This window comes from Streptomyces sp. NPDC057280, from assembly GCF_042668605.1.
In the GTDB taxonomy this organism is placed as follows: domain Bacteria; phylum Actinomycetota; class Actinomycetes; order Streptomycetales; family Streptomycetaceae; genus Streptomyces.
Genome location: NZ_JBHUYR010000003.1, coordinates 629,634 through 647,425 on the forward strand (window position 1 = coordinate 629,634; position 17,792 = coordinate 647,425).

The following is a 17,792-nucleotide window of genomic DNA, read 5'->3' on the forward strand; positions in this document are numbered from 1 at the left end:
GCTAACCGGCGAACTCCTCGAGGGCGCGCTCCACGATGGCTTCCAGCTGTTCGTGGTGCGCGCCCTTCCAGTACGCCCGCCCGCAGTCCGTGCACTGCGCGAAGACGTCGTACGACCGGTGCGTGCCGCCCGCCAGCTGGTCCGCGACCTCCTCCTTCGTGGCCTCCCTGAGCAGGCCGTTGCAGGCGGTGCAGCGGGTCCAGGGGCGCAGCTCGGGGCGGAAGCGGTCGAGGATGTCGTGCAGCTGCTCCTCGGGGCGGGTGCTGTAGACGTACGCGCCGGCCCACAGTTCGCGGCGCCGCAGCAGCCCCCGGTCCCGGCTGAGCAGCACGCGCTGTTCGGCGGCGGAGAGCGCGGCGAGCGCCGGGTCGCCGAGGTCCGTGGACTCGTACGCCGTGTCGACGCCGAGCAGCCGCATCCGGCGGGCGAGGGTGCCGAGGTGGACGTCGAGGAGGAAGCGGAGCGGGGCGCCGGGGACCCGCTGGGGCCGGGTGACGGGCCGGACCTCCACATGGTCGCCCGCCACGGGGACGTACGACGGGGGCACCTCGCGGCCGTCGACCACCAGCGTCCCGGCCTCGGGCAGCGGGACGCCGAGGGACTCGACGACATGGCCGAGGGTGGAGACGCCGTCGGTGATGACGGGGGTGGCTCCGGACCGGCGTCCGTGCGGGACGAACAGGGCCAGTTCGGGGGCGACTTCGAGGTGGATCTCCGGTCCGTTCACCCGGTCAGGATGCCACGGCGGGCGCCCGTGGCCTCAGGTGTTTTCCGGGGTGAGGCCGTGCGCGAGGACGTCCAGGGCGCGGTCGAGAAGCTCGGAGAGATCGTCCTGGAAGTCGTTCTCCGCCCAGTACCGGGAGATCTCCGCGAGCCCGGCGACCACGGACATCGTGTAGACGCGTACCTCCAGGCTGTCCACGTCCCGTCCGGTGCGTTCCGCGATGCCCTCGGCGAGCATGTGGGAGGCGACCGACATGCTCTCCATCATCCGGGCGCGCACCGTCGGGACCTGCACCATCAGGTGCGCGCGGAGCCGGGTGATCTCGGGTTCCCGGTCGTGGCCGAGGCGGACGGCTTTCTGCATGATGGCCCGCACGGACTCCGTCCACGGCTCGTCCTCGGGCCGGGCCTTCAGTTCCTCCAGGATGAGCGCGTCGTGCTCGTCCGTGAGGACGATGTCCTCCTTGGTGGGGAAGTAGCGGAAGACCGTGGACGGCGACACCTCGGCGCGGTCGGCGATCTGCTCGATCGTGGTGGCGTCGTAGCCCTGTTCCTCGATGAGGGCGTACGTCGCGTCGCGGATCGCCGTCCGGGTCTTGATCTTCTTCCGCTCACGGAGTCCCAGCCGGGAGAGGTCCGTGGGCGGAGAGGTACGTGCGGGTGTCATGGAGGCCATTGTCAGGCATCCGCCGGTTCGGGAGCCACGTCCGGGGTGGTCGCCGCCTCCCCGGTCTTCGGGGTTGCGGGCAGGAAGGCCGCCGCCAGGAGCGCCGCTACGAGGGCGGCGGCGCCGCAGACCAGCAGGATGACGCTCATGCCGTGGACGTAGGCGCTGTTCGCGGAGGCCAGCAGGTCGGCCGAGCCGGTCTTCCGGGCCACCAGGTGGGCGGCGATCACGGAGTCGCCGGCGGTGTCGGCGGCCTGGGCGGGCAGCCCGGTGACGTCGAGCCGGTCCCGGAAGATGCTCGCGAGCAGGCTGCCGAGGAGGGCGATGCCGATGGCGCCGCCGACCTGGCGCAGGGTCATCAGGAGGCCGGAGCCGCTGCCGGCGCGGTCGCGGGGGAGGGCGCCGAGGGCGCCGTTCATGGCGGGGATGAGGGAGAGGCCGAAGCCGAGGCCGGTGACCGAGAGCCACAGCGCGGTGAAGCCGTAGCCGGAGCCGGTGGTCGTACGGCTGCCGAGGAAGGCGGCGAACGCCAGCACCACCAGTCCGGCGCTGACCGTGGCCCGGGCGCCGAAACGGGTGACGATCTGCGGCGCGAGGCGGGAGGCGACGAGCAGCCCGCCCATCATCGGCAGCAGCCGCACGCCGGTGCCGAGCGCGTCGTTGCCGAGGACGGCCTGGAGGTAGGGCGGCAGCACGAACAGCAGGCCGGACAGGACGAACATCACCAGGGTCGCGGCGAGGGTGTTGAACAGGAAGCCGCGGTGGGCGAGCAGGGTCATGTCGAGCATCGGCCGCGACTGCCGGCGTTCCCGCAGGACCAGGGCGGTCAGCAGGACGACCGAGCCCGCGAGCATGCCGAGGACCAGTGCGTCGGTCCAGCCCCGGGTGGGGGCCTCGATGATCGCGTAGATCAGGGCGCCGAGGCCGGTCGCGGTGAGCGTGGTGGAGACGGTGTCGACCTTGGGGGAGGCGGGGTCGCGGGTCTCCGGGAGCAGCAGCACGCAGGCGAGGATGCCGATCGCGGCCATGGGGACGTTGATGAGGAAGACCGAGCCCCACCAGAAGTGGTTGAGGAGCCAGCCGCCCATGATCGGGCCGAGCGGCAGGCCGAGCGCGCTGGCCGCGGAGATGATGCCGACGGCCTTGGCGCGCTCGTCCGCGCCGAACAGCGAGGGCAGTACGGAGAGCGCGAGCGGGGTGACGAGGGCACCGCCGACGCCCATCAGGGCTCGGGCGGCGACGACCCAGTTCACGTCGCCGGCGAGGGCGCCCAGCAGGGACGCGGCGAGGAAGATGCCGAGGCCCACGACGAGCATCCGGCGCCGGCCGAAGCGGTCGCCGAGGAGGCCGGCGGGGAGCATCAGCGCGGCGAAGACGACGACGTACGCGTCGGCCATCCACTGCTGCTGTCCGGTGGTCGCGCCGAGGTCGGCGGCCATGGTCGGCAGCGCCACGTTGAGGATCGTCATGTCGAAGCCGAGGGTCAGCATGCTGGCGACCAGAGCGCCGAGGGCCCACCAGCGGCGAGGGTCCGGAGTGAAGGTGTCCATGAAATGAGAGTAGCTGTCAAAATAGGGTGCCTGTCAATAGGTGTCGCATGTCATGAGTCCGGGCGCGCGGAAGTCCGTGGTCGGCGCACGAAAAAGGGCCACGGCTCGTAAGCCGTGGCCCTCCGGGAGGTGCGGGTGGGTGCTGTTATCCGTGCTGGTACGCCACCAGGGAGATCCCCACGTAGTGGACGACGAACGCCGCCAGCGTGAGCGAGTGGAAGACCTCGTGGAAGCCGAACCAGCGCGGGGACGGGTTCGGGCGCTTGATGCCGTAGATGACGCCACCGGCGCTGTAGAGCACACCGCCGACGACCACCAGCACCAGGACCGCGATCCCGCCGGCGCGCATGAAGTCCGGCAGGAAGAAGACCGCCGCCCAGCCCATCGCGATGTAGCAGGGGGTGTAGAGCCAGCGCGGGGCGCCGACCCAGAACACCCGGAAGGCGATGCCGGCGAGCGCCGCCGCCCAGATGCCCCACAGCAGCCACTGCCCCTTCGCGCCGGGCAGGAGCAGCATCGTCAGCGGGGTGTAGGTGCCCGCGATGATCAGGAAGATGTTGGCGTGATCGAGTCTGCGCAGGACGCCGTCCATGCGCGGGCTCCAGTTGCCGCGGTGGTAGAGGGCACTCACGCCGAACAGCAGGCAGGCCGTCAGGGCGAAGATGCCGCAGGCGATCCGGCCCCGGGTCGAGTCGGCGAGGGCGGTGAGCACCAGGCCCGCTATGAGTACGGCCGGGAACATCCCGAGGTGCAGCCAGCCGCGGAGCTTGGGCTTGACCGGGTGCGGGAGGGAGAGCGCCACGGGACCACGGCCGGCGGCCGAGGGGTCCAAGGGCGCGTCGGAGGCGGACGCAGTCATGCCCGGCATCGTACCTACGGACCCGTAAGTCGCGGATGAGCGGGGACCGGTAATCGGTCGAGAGTGGCCATCATCTCACGGGAGTTGACCATGCGGCGGCGCGGTCAAGGGACCGTCAAGCGAACTCAAAGTGCACGCATGGCAACACTCCGACACGTGGCAATGCTCACTCCGCTCACCTGTGATGCCTTCTGGACAGATGGGCACTCGGGACGGATGATCAGATGAGTGCGGTCGGCACCGGATGAGCGCCAAGGTCACCACCGAGAGGCGCTGGACGCATCCGGGTCGCAGCCCCCACGGGGCCTCCAACAAAAAATCCCTCATTTAGGAGCAATCGTGGCGCGCGACATCGCGGCTCCCCCCGTCATCCCCACCAAGCACCAGGAACTGATCTCGTGGGTGAACGAGATCGCCGAACTGACCCAGCCGGACAACGTGGTCTGGTGTGACGGATCCGAGGCCGAGTACGAGCGCCTGTGCGAGGAGCTCGTCACGAAGGGCACCTTCAAGAAGCTCGACCCGATCAAGCGCCCCAACTCCTACTACGCGGCCTCCGACCCGACCGACGTCGCGCGCGTCGAGGACCGCACCTTCATCTGCTCCGAGAAGGAGGAGGACGCGGGCCCGACCAACCACTGGAAGGCCCCCGCCGAGATGCGGGAGATCTTCGCCGGCGAGAAGGGCATCTTCCGCGGCTCGATGAAGGGCCGGACGATGTACGTCGTCCCGTTCTGCATGGGCCCCCTCGGCTCGGACCTCTCCGCGATCGGCGTCGAGATCACCGACTCGGCGTACGTCGCCGTCTCCATGCGCACCATGACCCGCATGGGGCAGCCGGTCCTCGACGAGCTCGGCTCCGACGGGTTCTTCGTCAAGGCCGTCCACACCCTCGGCGCCCCCCTCGCGGAGGGCGAGGCGGACGTCCCCTGGCCGTGCAACTCCACCAAGTACATCTCGCACTTCCCCGAGAGCCGCGAGATCTGGTCCTACGGCTCCGGCTACGGCGGCAACGCCCTGCTCGGCAAGAAGTGCTACGCCCTGCGCATCGCGTCGGTGATGGCCCGCGACGAGGGCTGGCTCGCCGAGCACATGCTGATCCTCAAGCTCACCCCGCCGCAGGGCGAGTCCAAGTACGTGGCGGCGGCCTTCCCCTCGGCCTGCGGCAAGACCAACCTCGCCATGCTGGAGCCCACCATCTCCGGCTGGACCGTCGAGACGATCGGCGACGACATCGCCTGGATGCGCTTCGGCGAGGACGGCCGCCTCTACGCCATCAACCCCGAGGCCGGCTTCTTCGGCGTCGCGCCCGGCACCGGTGAGCACACCAACGCCAACGCGATGAAGACCCTGTGGGGCAACTCCGTCTTCACCAACGTGGCGCTCACCGACGACAACGACATCTGGTGGGAGGGCATGACGGAGGAGACGCCGGCCCACCTGACGGACTGGAAGGGCAACGACTGGACTCCGGACTCGGAGACCCCGGCCGCCCACCCCAACGCCCGCTTCACCGTGCCCGCCTCGCAGTGCCCGATCATCGCGCCCGAGTGGGAGGACCCGAAGGGCGTGCCGATCTCGGCGATCCTCTTCGGCGGCCGCCGCGCCTCGGCCGTGCCGCTGGTGACGGAGTCCTTCGACTGGAACCACGGCGTCTTCCTCGGCGCCAACGTGGCCTCCGAGAAGACCGCCGCCGCCGAGGGCAAGGTCGGCGAGCTGCGCCGCGACCCCTTCGCCATGCTGCCGTTCTGCGGCTACAACATGGGCGACTACATGGGTCACTGGGTCGACGTGGCCAAGGACAAGGACGCCACGAAGCTCCCGAAGATCTACTACGTCAACTGGTTCCGCAAGAACGACGAGGGCAAGTTCGTCTGGCCCGGCTTCGGCGAGAACAGCCGTGTCCTGAAGTGGATCGTGGAGCGCCTCGACGGCAAGGCCGAGGGCGTCGAGACCCCGATCGGCATCCTGCCGACGAAGGACGCGCTGGACACCAAGGGCCTCGAACTCGACGACAAGGACCTCGACTTCCTGCTCACCGTCGACAAGGAGGTCTGGCGCGAGGAGGCCTCGCTGATCCCCGAGCACCTCAACACCTTCGGCGAGCACACCCCGAAGGAGCTGTGGGACGAGTACCGGGCGCTGGTGGAGCGCCTGGGCTAGAGCCCGCGAGGGGGTTTCCCCCGTGAAGACTCCGCGGCCGGTTCGGGATATGCCCTGACCAGCGATCGTCACGGCCGGCCGCGGTGTGCGCCGACGAGGTTCCGTACAACGGCGTGCGGAGCCATGGGCCTGTCGTTGTGACCCGTCCGCCCCGATGGGAACACAGCGACAGGCCTTCGTCTTTTTCGGTCATCACCTCTGTGCGGACGGGGATTTCGCGGGACACTCGGGACATCCTGCAACGAACCCCGAAATGAGGTGAGCGGGGTGCGCACTCCGGTCAGCGACCCGTTGAAGGTGGGGCCGTACCGTATCGTCGGGCGGCTCGGCTCCGGCGGCATGGGCTGGGTGTATCTCGGGCGCTCGCCCGCCGGGCGCGAGGTGGCGGTGAAGGTCGTACGTCCCGAGCTGGCGGCGGAGCCCGAGTTCCGGGAACGCTTCGCGCGCGAGGTCGCGGCCGCCCGTGTCGTCAGCGGCGCCTACACCGCGGCGGTCATCGACGCCGACACCGAGGCCGAACTGCCCTGGCTGGCCACGATGTACGTGCCCGGACCGTCCCTCGCGGAGGCGGTCCGCACGGACGGGCCGCTGCCCGAGGAGCAGGTACGGCGGCTCGGCGCGTTCCTGGTCGAGGCGTTGCAGGCGGTGCACCACGCGGGGGTGGTGCACCGGGACCTCAAGCCGTCCAATGTGCTGCTCGCCTCCGACGGGCCCCGCGTCATCGACTTCGGGATCTCCCGCGTGGACGGGGCGCCCAGCCTCACCCGGGTCGGACTCATCGTCGGGACGCCGCCGTTCATGTCGCCGGAGCAGATGAAGGGCGCGCGGGTGGGGCCGGAGAGCGATGTGTTCTCCCTCGGCGGGGTGCTGGTGTACGCGCTGTCCGGGCATCCGCCGCACGGTACGGGGGAGGCCGTCCGCTACCAGGTCGTCTTCGGCGAACCGGACTTCGACGGCGTACCGCCCCGTATGCGACCGCTGATCGCGCGGTGCCTCGCCAAGCGGCCCGAGGAGCGGCCCCGGTTGGACGAGTTGCTGGCCGAACTGCTGGAGCAGGCCCCGGAGTCCGCGCCCTCGTGGCCCCCGCCGAAGGTGCGGCGGACCATCGAGATCCGGGTGAGCGAGCTCGACGCCCGGCGGAAGGTGAGCACGAGTGTCTCCGTGCCGTCCTGTCTGATGCTGCACGCCCAGGCGTTGCTGGATGCCGGTCTGACCGATGCGATGGTCGCGCGGGCGGTGGGCCGTGGCAGCGTCTGAGTCCTCGATCGGCCCGGTGTACGAAATCGGCACGCACTGGCGGCAGTTGGTGAGGAACTGGGGGGCCGGTCGGAATCTCCATATCGTGACCGACACCGATTCGGTGTCCCTGCAGATCGATCTGGAGGACACGGGGCGCATGCTCACGGTCAGATTCATGACCACCAAGCGGCTGCTCGTCGCCTTTGTGACCGACGGGAATTTCCTGCGCCACGATCAACTGGCGCTGGCCGCGGCGGCGTCGAACGCGTGGAATACCGAACAGCTGAATCCCATGCTTTCCGTGTGGGATGTGCGGGGACCGCGGCCGTGTCTCGCGGGGGTGTGCGATCTGCCGCTGACCTGCCGGGTCACCCAGGCGGACTTCGATGCTTTGGCCAGCGATTGGGTGGAACGGGCGCGGCAGATGTTCACCCGTTGTCATCAGGTGTTCCAGTTGTAGAAGGGAACCGAGAGAAAGCGTAAAACCCTTTCGGGAACGGGTCGGTTGGCTCCAATATGAGCGAGGACCGTTTCGGGCCACGGGGGTGCCCATGAGGCGTTGGGTGTGCTGCGCGCTGCTTTTCGGGTTGTTCATCGGCCTCATGTCGGCGACACCGGCGAGCGCCGAGGACTGTGGCGGGAACTTCCCGGCCAGGCTGGGATGCTGGAAGAAGGGGCTGGGCGACGGGCTGGTGGTCGTCACCCTCAGAAGCGAGCTCCCGCTCGACGGCAGCAAAGCCGACCGCGCGACCATGATCGACGGCGTCCTGAAGCAGAGCGGGAACCTGGAGGTGCAGGTACCGGCCGGAGTCACCACCGGCGAGGGCGGCACCGTCCTTCTCATGCTGGTGGCCCAGAACCACAGGCTCGTCGACCCGAAAGCCGTGATCACGCCGTTGTCGCCCGCTACGCGCACGGAGCTGGACAACGTCTGCAAGCAGAAGCAGTCGTTCTGCGACGCGGTCGACGGCAAGGGCACGCTCACCGGCGAGGACCTGGTCGGGAAGGGGGTGGCGACCCGTCACCATGCCTACGCCGTGGGCTCCACCGGCGACAACGACCGCGACCAGTGGCTCCTCTTCGCCACCGCCACCGCCCTGATCCTGCTCCTCGCCGCCTTCGTCCTCCTCGTACGCCGCACCCGCACCGCCCCCGCCACCGGCCCCGCGACCGCCGCCCGCACCGCCGACGAACCCACCCGTGCCCTTCGCGCCACCCCCGCCCGCGCCACCCGCGCCCGGTCCGTGCCCCGCACCGGCCCCACCCACCCGGCCGTGGTCCGCACCGATCTGCACCCGCAGGGATACGTCGAGCTCGACCGCGTCCTGTACCGGGCGGTGTGGGCCGAGCCCGGGCAGGCGGCGCCTCCGCCCGGCTCCCGGGTCGATGTCGCCGACGGTCCGGACTCCGACGTCCTGTACGCCTTTCCGCCCGCCGCCGGGCGCCACGCTCACGCCCGTTGACCCAGGCACCGCCGCGCCACCAGGAGAAGCCCATGTCCAGCGAATACCCGCCCACCCTGCCGGCGGAGTACGCCGACATCGAGTTCGAGAACAACGCCCAGCGGCTGCCGCTCGTGCTGTGTCTCGACACCTCCAGTTCCATGGCGGGGCCGCCGATCCAGACCCTCAACAACGCCCTTGTGGAGTGGACCCGGGAGCTGCACGACGACGTCTCGCTCAGCTACAGCGTCGAGGTCGCGGTCGTCACCTTCGGCGGACAGGGCGTGGCCGCCTGGCGGGGCCCGCAGCCGCTCGTGCCCGGGGCCCCGGTGAGCCCGTTCGTGCCCGCGCACATGTTCCGGCCGCCGCAGCTCACCGCCGCGGGCGTGACGCTGATGACGGAGGCGCTGGAGCTGTCGATGCACATCGTCGCCGCCCGCAAGGCCGAACTGCGCGCCTCCGGCCTGCAGTACTACCGGCCGCAGATCTGCCTGGTCACCGACGGCATCCCCACCGACGCCACCGGCCACCGCACCGACTCCTGGCACCGCCTGGTCCCCGTCCTCGCCGAGGAGCAGAACGCCCGCCGCTTCCGGCTGTACGCGATCGGCGTCGGCGGCATCACCGACTACGGCGAGCAGGTCCTGCGGGCGTTCGCCCCGAAGTTCAACGCCACCATCCAGGGCTTCCCGTTCCGCGAGCTGCTCCAGATGATGTCCGCGAGCGCGGGCGCCGAGCAGAAGGGCGCGGGCGACGAGGTGTTCGAGAAGATCTTCAGCCAGTTCAAGACCCAGCGCCCGGCCTGGGAGAGCTAGGCGATGGCCGCGGACCGGGCCGGCTGGCGCATCCACGGCATGAGTGTCGAGGGCTACCGGCACCGCCGGGACGGGCTCCCCTGCCAGGACGCGTGCGCGCACACCGACGCGGGCCCGGTCGCCGTGCTCGCCGTCGCGGACGGCGCGGGCAGCCGGCCGCGCTCCGACGAGGGGTCGCGGCTCGCGGTGGAGCTGGCCGCCGAGCACTTCGTACGACGGGCCGCCGCGCAGGCCAAGAGTCCGCCCGGCGACGCCGTGCACGCGCTGCTCGTGGACGCCTTCCGCGAGGTCACCAAGGTGTTCCTGGAGACCACGGGGGCGTCGGCCGCGGACTTCGCCACCACCCTCACCGTGGTCGTGCTGGCCCCGGACTGGCTCGGTCACCTCAGCGTCGGCGACGGCTTCGTCGTCCTGCGGGCCGGGACCGAGGACGGTGAACGGCAGTTCCATCTGCTGCCGCAGCCGGCCGCGGCGGGCGAGTACAGCAACGAGACCGTCTTCCTCACCTCCCCGGACGCCGCCCGCTGGGTGCACACCGACTGTGTCGCCGACCCGGGCATCGACGGCGTCCTGCTGTCCACCGACGGTCTCGCACAGGCCGCGCTCTCCCGCTCCGGCGGCGGCGCGGCCACCCCGAACGCCTCCTTCGTCGACGCCGTCTTCCGCTCCCTGGACACGCCCGGACCGGTCTCCGACGCCGCGCACGACAACCTGGCCGCCCTCCTCAGGTCGGACCGGCTGACCGCGCTGAACGCCGACGACAAGACCCTGCTGCGGGCCGTACGCAGGACGCGGCGATGAGCGGCCGCGTCGTCCACCTGGACGGGAAACCGGTCGTGCTCGCCGAGGCTCCCCTCAAGGGCGGCGGCCAGGCGGCCGTCTTCCCCGTCGAAGGCGACCACGGCACCGTCGTCAAGCTCTACCGCGACCCGCCCGGCCCCGACCAGGAGCGCCGGCTGGCCCGCATGCTCACCATGTCCCCGCTCGCCGCCCGCCCCACCGACCGGTCCCAGCCACCCGAACTGGCCTGGCCCACCGCGCTCGCCCGCAGCCCCGAGGGCGCGTTCCTCGGCTACGCCATGCACCGCTTCGGCGAGCCCGAACACGTCCAGCTGGTCGGCCTGTTCACCCGCGCCCAGCGTCTGAGGCTGTTCCCCGAGGCGGACTGGCGGTTCCTGCTCGGCGTCTCCTGGAACCTCGCCTTCATGACCGCCCGCATGCACCATGACAACCTCGTCATCGGCGACTTCTCCAGCAGCAACGTGGTCGTCGACGGCAACGGCTTCGTCACCTTCCTCGACTGCGACTCCATCGCCTTCACCGACCCCGTCACGGGAGAGCAGTTCCCGTGCCTGATGCACACCACCGACTACTCCGCCCCCGAACGGCAGTCCGGCAGCCCCGCGAGCCGCGCCAGCGACGACTTCGCCCTCGCCGTGCTCGTCTACCAGCTCCTGACCGCCGGCAACCATCCCTTCGGCGGCGTCCCGCACGAGAGCACCTCCGAGTCGACCGTCAAGGACAACATCGCCGCCAGCTGCTCCTACGTGGTCCGCCCCGACCAGGTCGTCATCCCGCGCGGCACCGTCGACCCCTCCGTCCTGCCGCCCGGCCTGCTCACCCTCGCCCGCACCGCCTTCGGCCCCGGCGTCCACGCCCCCGCCGCCCGGCCCCCGGCGGAGGCATGGCTACGGGCGCTGGACCAGGAGCGTTCACAGATCCGGGTCTGCCAGGCCCGCCCGCTGCACACGTACGGCGCCCATCTGCCGTCCTGTCCCTGGTGCGAGCGGATCACCCGGACCCGCCACGACGTCTTCAACGGCCCCCTCCCGGTGCCCGTCCCGCCCCCGCCGCCCCCCGCACCGCCGCCGCCCGCGCCGGCCGCCCCGCGGTTCGCCGTACTGAAGGTGCTGGCCCTGCTGCTCGTGCTGATGCTGATCATCGCGGTCGTCAAAGGACTCCTCGGCAATTGACGTCAGTTCGCCCGCCCCCGGTCCTCCAGATACCGCGTGTGCGACTCCTGCCGCCGCGCCTCGGTCTCCCGCAGCGCGCCCGCCAGCCGTTCGGCCTCCTCCTGGAGCAGCGTCAACTGCCGTTCCAGATGCCGTTCCGGCGCCTCCTGCCCCGGCGCGAGCCGGGTCCACCACCTGGTGCGGACGAAGGTGTCGACGGCCTCGGGAACGTCCTGCCGTACGGCCCGGGCGAGGGTGTGCACGCCCTCCGGGTCCTGGGCCAGCAGCTCGGCCGCCCAGCCGGGGTCCAGCAGCGCCGTGAGCAGGTCGGTCAGCTCGGTGAGGCGCCCGGCGGCGGCCGGCGGCAGTTCGACCTCCGCCAGATAGCCGCAGAGCGTCTCGAAGTCGACGCGCAGGGCGTCCAGCTGGGCGGAGGCGTCCGGGAAGTCCGGCAGGGCCGGCCGCTCCGGCGGGGCGACGAGGGCGCCCGCGCCGTACAGTCCCGCGACGACGACCGGCCAGTACGGCCCGGCCACCCCGGCGACGTCAGCCCCACCCCCACCAGCCCGCACGCGCTCCCCGCGATGTTCTTGCGGGACTCCAACCATCTACTGATAGCCACGGATCTCCTCGAAGGCGCCGTCCAGCGAGCCCTGCTGGGCGTCGAAGAGGCGGCCGCCGGTCAGGTCGGCGATGTGGTCCAGTTCGGACCGGTCGGAGTCGCCGAAGAGGATGGGGAAGACGGGGATCTGGCGTGCGGTGCCGTCGAGCCGCTGGTAGAAGTCGTCGAACTCGCCGGCGTCCGCCCCGGCCGTGTTCTCGCCGTCCGTCATCAGCACGATCGAGGTGAACGTGTCCTCGTCGGCGCCGAGTTCGCCGTACGCCTTCTCCAGCGAGGTGTAGATGGCGGTGTCGCCGTCGGCCTCGAGGCCCGCGGTGTCCTTCTTGATCGCGTCGAGCCCGGTCCGCGGGTCGGCGGGGTCCACCACATGGGTCCGTACGCTCTTCACGTCCGACCCGAACGGCATCAGTGTCACCTCCTCGCGCTCCCGGAAGTCGCCGGTGAGGCCGGTGAGCGCCGCCTTCAGGCCGTCCAGGCGCTCGCCCTCCATGGAGCCCGAGGTGTCCAGGACGTACACGGTCCGCGAGGGGCGGCGCAGTTCGTTCTCGTACGAGTCGAGCAGCCCGTCGGCCACCGAACGGGAGCCGGGGAAGGGCAGTTCGCGCCGCCGGGTGGTGTCGAGTCCGGCCGCGGGCGCGACCCCGGCGACGACCGGGCGGCGGTGGGTGCGCTCGGTGATCTCGCGCTGGATCTCCGGGCTGCGCAGGGCCTCGGCCAGGCGCCGCACGGTGTCACGGTCCGTGGCGTCGGCCGAGGCGAGCGTGGAGAGCGGGTAGTCGGCGGTGACGACACCGTCGCGGGGGCGGATCACGGTCAGGCCCGGGATGCCCTTGAGGACGGACTCGTAGTTGAGGAGCGCGTCGACGTTGCCGCGCCGCTGGTAGGCCGTCGCCAGCCAGCCCGACGAGCCGGACGTCAGCTTCTGGCCCCGGAAGAACTCCTTCAACCGGGGCGTGGCCTTCGCGATGTCCGCGTCCGTGAGCGCGGACTGGGCGCCGGAGAGGGCCGAGGCGACCGAGATCAGCGTCGAGAAGCCGGAGTTGGAGCGGGACGGGTCCGTCATGCCGTAGGTCAGCTTGCCGTCCGCGACGGCCTTCTCGACCTGGGACCAGGTCACGTCGTCGGACTTCCAGCCCAGCTCGCGCAAGGTGGCGGGCTTGACGCCGAGGGCGACCGGGCTGGCCATGACGGTGGTCTCGGACACCACCTTCCGGGCCGCCTCGGGACGCAGGCGCAGATAGTCGTTGGAAGACAGCCACACCGCGTCGAACCGCCCGTCCGCCTTGCCCTTCGCGAGCCGGTCCACGGCGTCCAGGGTGCCCGCGTAGGACAGCTCCACGGGGACGCCGAGGTCCGCCCCGACCCGTTCGAGGACCGGCTCCATGTCACTCAGTTCGCTGGAGGCGAGGACGTGCAGCGCGTTCGGATCCGAACCCTTCGCTTCCTCCTCCCCGGTGGTGCAGCCGGCGAGCAGGGCGACGGCGGCGAGGGCGCAGGTCAGTGCTCGTCTCATCCGAGGCCCCCTTCCAGCGCGCCCTGGGACCGGCTGCGCTCCAAGTAGGCCGAGGCGTGCTGGAGTTCGGACGTCAGCGACTCCACGGTCGACGCCATCACCTCGGTGGCCTGCACCTTGTAGGTGTCGATGGCGTCGAGGGTGCGGTAGATCTGCTGGAAGGCGCTGCGCAGCGTCTCCGCGCCCACGGCCGGGTCGGCGGCGATCCGCTGGATCTCCCCGCTCTGCGTGGCGAGCATCTCGGCGTTGCCCCGGATGAGGTCCTCGGTCGTCCCGCGCAACGCGTTCACCTGCTCGACGACCTTCTTCTGGTGGTCGAGCGCGGAGGCCAGCATCACGGAGATCCGCAGCGCCGACACGGTCGTGGTCGCGGCCCGGTCGACGCCCTTGATCAGCTCCTCGTTGTTGCGGCGTACGACGTCCATGGCGAGGTAGCCCTGCGCGCACACCGCGAGCTGGGTCAGCAGGTCCTGGTGCTTCTGCCGGACCGGGAAGAGCACGTCGGCCCGCAGACCGTCGGCCTGCTGCGGGTCGGCGACCCCGGCGATGTGCTGCTCGACGGCCGTGTCCAGGGCCTCGGTCAGCACGACGTACTCCTGGAGCCTGCCCATGGTCTCCCACAGCCGCACCCGCTCGGTCTGCAACGCGGCGTTGTCCCGCCGCAGTTCGTCCTGACCGCCGCGCAGGGCGCCCACGATCCGGTTCAGCGTGCCTTGCGCGGAGGCGTACTTGGCGACGTGGTCCCGCACCTTGTTGCCACCCGGCAGCCGGGACAGGAACTTCCGCCCCTTGGCGACGGCGAGGTCACGCGGATCGAGGTCCTCCACCACCCGCCGCAACTCCACCAGCGACCCGGCGACCTGGGCCTGCGCGTCCCCGCCCTTGTCGGGCAGGCTGCGCACGGTCCGCTCCAGCATCCGGTTGGACTGTGCGGCGGCGCTGCGCATGTCCCCGGCCCCCAGCCCGGTGATCTCGCCGACCTTCCCCGCGAACTCGGGGGAGCGGGCGTCGAGCGCCGCGAGCCCGGCCACATAGTCGGCGGCCTTCTGCGCCATGCCGGTACGAACGGAGTCGTCGACGGGCACCAGCCCACCGGCCCGCTCCCGCGGAACGGCGGCGACGGCCTCGGGCGGAGTGAGTACGAAGTCGTTGTCGATGTAGGTCACTTGTCGTCCCCCGTAGCGCGGCGGGCCAGCTCGTGCAGCACCGCGGAGGTGGGCACGGGAGCCTGGCGGACGCCGGTCAGTTCCTGCTTGAGATGCGCGCCGGCCGAGCCGAACGCGGTGGCCGCCCCCTGCGGCCGGAACCCGTGCCGGACCAGGAGCTTGCGCAACTCCGGGTCACTGGAGAGGAGTTCGGCGAGCGCCCGCCCGTTCTCCGTGAGCGGTACGACGGTGTGGTCGCTGTTGACCGTGGTGTCCGGGTAGAGGACGACCAGGTCACCTGGCTGCTGCCCGCCCGCCAGGAGCGAGGCGACCTGCGACTCGTACACCAGGACCAGCGGGTTGCCGACCCCGCTGACGAAGTCCCGGAAGGAGGCGTCGGTGCTGGTCTGCTGGGTGCCCTGGACGCTGACGAGCTTCTTCAGCAGCGGCGCGGTGCGCGCGACGTCGGCAGCGCTCGCGACCACCTTGCCGCCGTTGGCGACGTAGGAGGTGGCGGCGAGATAGAGGGCGCCGGAGTTGGAGGACTCCGGGTCGGTGCTGGAGATGTAGAGCGTGCCGCTCAACTCCCCGTACTTCCCGGCCCACTTGAGCTGCTGCCAGGTCCGCCCGGCACGGGCCGCGTCGAGATACGCGCCCATGTCCAGGGTGCCGCGGCTCTTGCCGTCCAGCGTGGCCAGCCCGTTGCCCGCGAGCACCTCGGCGGCGCTTCGGTGCGCCACGACGACGAGGGGCGAGTAGAAGGGGCGGGGGAGGGTCCCCCGTACCTTGTACTTCTCGGCGAGCTCGACGGCCGGCGCCTGACTGGAGGGAAGGGCGAAGTCGTACCCCTTGAGGTCCAGCCCTTCCATGGCCCAGGACCCGGAGGTCTCGGCCTTCACGGTGTAGCCCTTGGCGGCGAGGGCCTTCACCACATCGGGATCGGCGAAGAACTCCGCCTTCTCCGACCCGATCACACCTTGCACGGTCTTCGTTGCCGTGCCGTTGTCCCCGGATTCCCGGCCCGCTACGACGGCTACCACCACACCACCGACGAGCAGGACCGCGAGGACGATTCCGATGATTCGTCTCACGGGGGGAGGGTGCTCGCGGAACGAAACATTCCCCGCCGGAAAGCATGAACGGACGGTGACCTACCGGCCCCGGTGCTGCAACGCCGCTGAAGGGGCGCGGGGAACTGCGCGACAAGCCACGACGAACCGGCACCCGCAAACCGGCATGAACCCCTACGGCGAGTAGCACATCAGTGGCGCCCGGTCCGCGCGTCGCTGCGGGTGCACGCGGACCGGGGCCGTTCGTGGCGTCGGCCGAAGTGTCAGCCGACGCTGCTCAACGCGTGGGCATCCATCCGCTCGGCGGCAAGAATGGCCACCGCCGTGTCCGCACGCGACGCCGCGACCACCAGCGCCCGCCCCGCGAGGGCATGCGCCCGCTCATGCAGAGCCGCGACGTCACCAGCGCCGGAGGCGACCGCGCGGACCGGCGTACCGCCACCCCGCAGCCGTGTCACCTGCTCGGCGAGCCGCTCCGCGGCGGTGTCCAGGTCGGTGGACGGCTCCAGCGCACGCAGCTCGTCCGTCACCGCGAGAAGCGCGGACAGGTGCCCCGCGAGCTGGATGTCCAGCTCTTCCTCACGGCTGCGGTGCGGGAAGTCCGTGGGGGCGTCGGCCATCGTGCTGTGGACCGACTTGGTGCGGATCGGTTCGTACATGAGAGGGCCTCCGTCACTGTCAGGAAGCCATCCTAGCTTAGATTCTGTCTAAAGTTGAGCCGGTCGTAGATCTGGTTACGGCTGGCTGTAGCCGTCCAGGAAGTTCCCGATCCGCGTCACCGCGTCCCGCAGATCACGCGCGGTCGGCAAGGTCACCACGCGGAAGTGGTCCGGTTCGCTCCAGTTGAAGCCGGTCCCCTGGACGACCATGATCTTCTCGCGCCGCAGCAGGTCCAGGACCAGCTGCCGGTCGTCCTTGATCTTGAAGACGTTGGGGTCGAGGCGCGGGAAGAGATACAGCGCGCCCTTGGGCTTCACGCAGGTCACGCCCGGGATCTGTGTCAGCAGCTCGTACGCCGCGTCCCGCTGCTCCCGCAGCCGGCCGCCGGGCAGCACCAGGTCCTCGATGGTCTGCCGTCCGCTGAGCGCGGCCACGACCCCGTGCTGCCCCGGCATGTTCGCGCACAGCCGCATGTTGGCGAGGATGGTCAGGCCCTCGATGTAGGAGTCGGCGTGTGCGCGCGGGCCGGAGATGGCCATCCAGCCCACCCGGTACCCGGCGACCCGGTACGCCTTCGACATGCCGTTGAAGGTGAGGGTCAGCAGGTCGGGGGCGACGGACGCGGTCGGGACGTGGACCGCGTCGTCGTAGAGGATCTTGTCGTAGATCTCGTCGGAGCAGACCAGCAGGTTGTGGCGGCGCGCGATGTCCGTCAGCCCGCGGATCATGGTCTCGTCGTACACCGCACCCGTCGGATTGTTCGGGTTGATGATGACGATCGCCTTGGTGCGGTCGGTGACCTTGCGCTCCACGTCCGCGAGGTCCGGCATCCAGTCGGACTGCTCGTCGCACCGGTAGTGCACGGCCGTACCGCCGGACAGGGACACGGCGGCGGTCCACAGGGGATAGTCGGGGGACGGCACGAGCACCTCGTCGCCGTCGTCCAGCAGCGCCTGCATCGCCATCACGATCAGCTCGGAGACGCCGTTGCCGATGAAGACGTGCTCGACGTCGGTCTCGATGCCGAGGGTCTGGTTGTGCATCACCACGGCCCGGCGCGCGGCGAGCAGCCCCTTGGCGTCGCCGTAGCCGTGGGCCGACGACACGTTCCGCAGGATGTCCTCGAGGATCTCCGGCGGGCAGTCGAACCCGAAGGCGGCCGGGTTGCCGGTGTTGAGCTTGAGGATGCGGTGACCCGCCGCCTCGAGCCGCATGGCCTCCTCGAGAACCGGGCCCCGGATCTCGTAACAGACGTTGGCGAGCTTGGTCGACTGGATCACCTGCATGTCAGGGAGCTTACGGCCCGGTAACGACCCTTGGGCGGTGTTTCCCATCACGTGAGACGCGTGGTTTGGGGCGTTATCGCCGGTGG

Annotated in this window: 16 protein-coding genes and 1 pseudogene; 7 read left to right on the forward strand and 10 right to left on the reverse strand. The window is 70.7% G+C overall.

Annotation, left to right across the window (positions count from 1 at the left end; genetic code table 11):
* Position 1: 1 nt before the first annotated feature.
* The 4 genes from ACFUO4_RS21405 to ACFUO4_RS21420 all read right to left on the reverse strand — a co-directional run bounded on the left by ACFUO4_RS21405 (position 2) and on the right by ACFUO4_RS21420 (position 3,799).
* Positions 2–727 carry a Mut7-C RNAse domain-containing protein gene (locus ACFUO4_RS21405; RefSeq protein WP_079310961.1) on the reverse strand — a complete coding sequence of 242 codons (726 nt, stop codon included), beginning with the start codon at positions 725–727 and terminating at the stop codon, positions 2–4.
* A gap of 33 nt (positions 728–760) precedes the next feature.
* On the reverse strand, positions 761–1,390 hold the full coding sequence (locus tag ACFUO4_RS21410; protein WP_079310982.1) for a TetR/AcrR family transcriptional regulator: 630 nt from the start codon (positions 1,388–1,390) through the stop codon (positions 761–763).
* An 11-nt stretch (positions 1,391–1,401) separates the two neighbouring features.
* Positions 1,402–2,940 carry a DHA2 family efflux MFS transporter permease subunit gene (locus ACFUO4_RS21415; RefSeq protein WP_383486956.1) on the reverse strand — a complete coding sequence of 513 codons (1,539 nt, stop codon included), beginning with the start codon at positions 2,938–2,940 and terminating at the stop codon, positions 1,402–1,404.
* A 145-nt stretch (positions 2,941–3,085) separates the two neighbouring features.
* Positions 3,086–3,799: a hemolysin III family protein gene (locus tag ACFUO4_RS21420; protein ID WP_079310960.1), complete on the reverse strand. Its 714-nt coding sequence runs from the start codon at positions 3,797–3,799 to the stop codon at positions 3,086–3,088.
* Positions 3,800–4,138: 339 nt separating this feature from the next.
* Here ACFUO4_RS21420 and ACFUO4_RS21425 point away from each other — a divergent pair, with 339 nt between their 5' ends.
* The 7 genes from ACFUO4_RS21425 to ACFUO4_RS21455 all read left to right on the forward strand — a co-directional run bounded on the left by ACFUO4_RS21425 (position 4,139) and on the right by ACFUO4_RS21455 (position 11,431).
* A complete protein-coding gene (locus ACFUO4_RS21425) occupies positions 4,139–5,962 on the forward strand; it encodes a phosphoenolpyruvate carboxykinase (GTP) (protein ID WP_383486959.1) in 1,824 nt (607 codons plus the stop codon).
* Positions 5,963–6,229: 267 nt separating this feature from the next.
* The gene (locus tag ACFUO4_RS21430; protein WP_383486962.1) at positions 6,230–7,219 is read left to right on the forward strand and encodes a serine/threonine-protein kinase; all 990 of its coding nucleotides are present in this window, start codon (positions 6,230–6,232) and stop codon (positions 7,217–7,219) included.
* Positions 7,220–7,304: 85 nt separating this feature from the next.
* Positions 7,305–7,661 (forward strand): hypothetical protein, encoded by a 357-nt coding sequence (locus tag ACFUO4_RS21435; RefSeq protein WP_383486965.1) that lies wholly within the window; start codon positions 7,305–7,307, stop codon positions 7,659–7,661.
* A gap of 91 nt (positions 7,662–7,752) precedes the next feature.
* Positions 7,753–8,664, forward strand: a complete 912-nt coding sequence (locus ACFUO4_RS21440) for a hypothetical protein (RefSeq protein WP_383486968.1) — start codon at positions 7,753–7,755, stop codon at positions 8,662–8,664.
* A gap of 32 nt (positions 8,665–8,696) precedes the next feature.
* Positions 8,697–9,458: a hypothetical protein gene (locus ACFUO4_RS21445; RefSeq protein WP_383486971.1), complete on the forward strand. Its 762-nt coding sequence runs from the start codon at positions 8,697–8,699 to the stop codon at positions 9,456–9,458.
* 3 nt (positions 9,459–9,461) lie between these two features.
* Positions 9,462–10,259, forward strand: coding sequence for a PP2C family serine/threonine-protein phosphatase (locus ACFUO4_RS21450; protein ID WP_383486974.1), 798 nt, complete (start codon positions 9,462–9,464; stop codon positions 10,257–10,259).
* Positions 10,256–11,431 carry a hypothetical protein gene (locus ACFUO4_RS21455; RefSeq protein WP_383486977.1) on the forward strand — a complete coding sequence of 392 codons (1,176 nt, stop codon included), beginning with the start codon at positions 10,256–10,258 and terminating at the stop codon, positions 11,429–11,431. The genes ACFUO4_RS21450 and ACFUO4_RS21455 overlap by 4 nt, the downstream gene beginning before the upstream one ends.
* A gap of 2 nt (positions 11,432–11,433) precedes the next feature.
* Here ACFUO4_RS21455 and ACFUO4_RS21460 read toward each other — a convergent pair.
* From ACFUO4_RS21460 to ACFUO4_RS21485, 6 genes and pseudogenes are all read right to left on the reverse strand, one after another.
* A pseudogene (locus tag ACFUO4_RS21460) lies at positions 11,434–12,032 on the reverse strand (hypothetical protein).
* Complete coding sequence (locus tag ACFUO4_RS21465; RefSeq protein WP_079312336.1) at positions 12,019–13,545, reverse strand: VWA domain-containing protein; 1,527 nt, start codon at positions 13,543–13,545, stop codon at positions 12,019–12,021. The pseudogene ACFUO4_RS21460 and the gene ACFUO4_RS21465 overlap by 14 nt, the downstream one beginning before the upstream one ends.
* The gene (locus ACFUO4_RS21470; RefSeq protein WP_383486980.1) at positions 13,542–14,711 is read right to left on the reverse strand and encodes a toxic anion resistance protein; all 1,170 of its coding nucleotides are present in this window, start codon (positions 14,709–14,711) and stop codon (positions 13,542–13,544) included. Before ACFUO4_RS21470 ends, ACFUO4_RS21465 begins: the two co-directional genes overlap by 4 nt.
* Positions 14,708–15,781 (reverse strand): hypothetical protein, encoded by a 1,074-nt coding sequence (locus tag ACFUO4_RS21475; RefSeq protein WP_383486983.1) that lies wholly within the window; start codon positions 15,779–15,781, stop codon positions 14,708–14,710. Before ACFUO4_RS21475 ends, ACFUO4_RS21470 begins: the two co-directional genes overlap by 4 nt.
* 242 nt (positions 15,782–16,023) lie before the next feature.
* Positions 16,024–16,419, reverse strand: coding sequence for a hypothetical protein (locus tag ACFUO4_RS21480; RefSeq protein ID WP_079312342.1), 396 nt, complete (start codon positions 16,417–16,419; stop codon positions 16,024–16,026).
* Between the two features lie 75 nt (positions 16,420–16,494).
* On the reverse strand, positions 16,495–17,706 hold the full coding sequence (locus tag ACFUO4_RS21485; protein WP_079312344.1) for a pyridoxal phosphate-dependent aminotransferase: 1,212 nt from the start codon (positions 17,704–17,706) through the stop codon (positions 16,495–16,497).
* Positions 17,707–17,792: the final 86 nt, after the last annotated feature.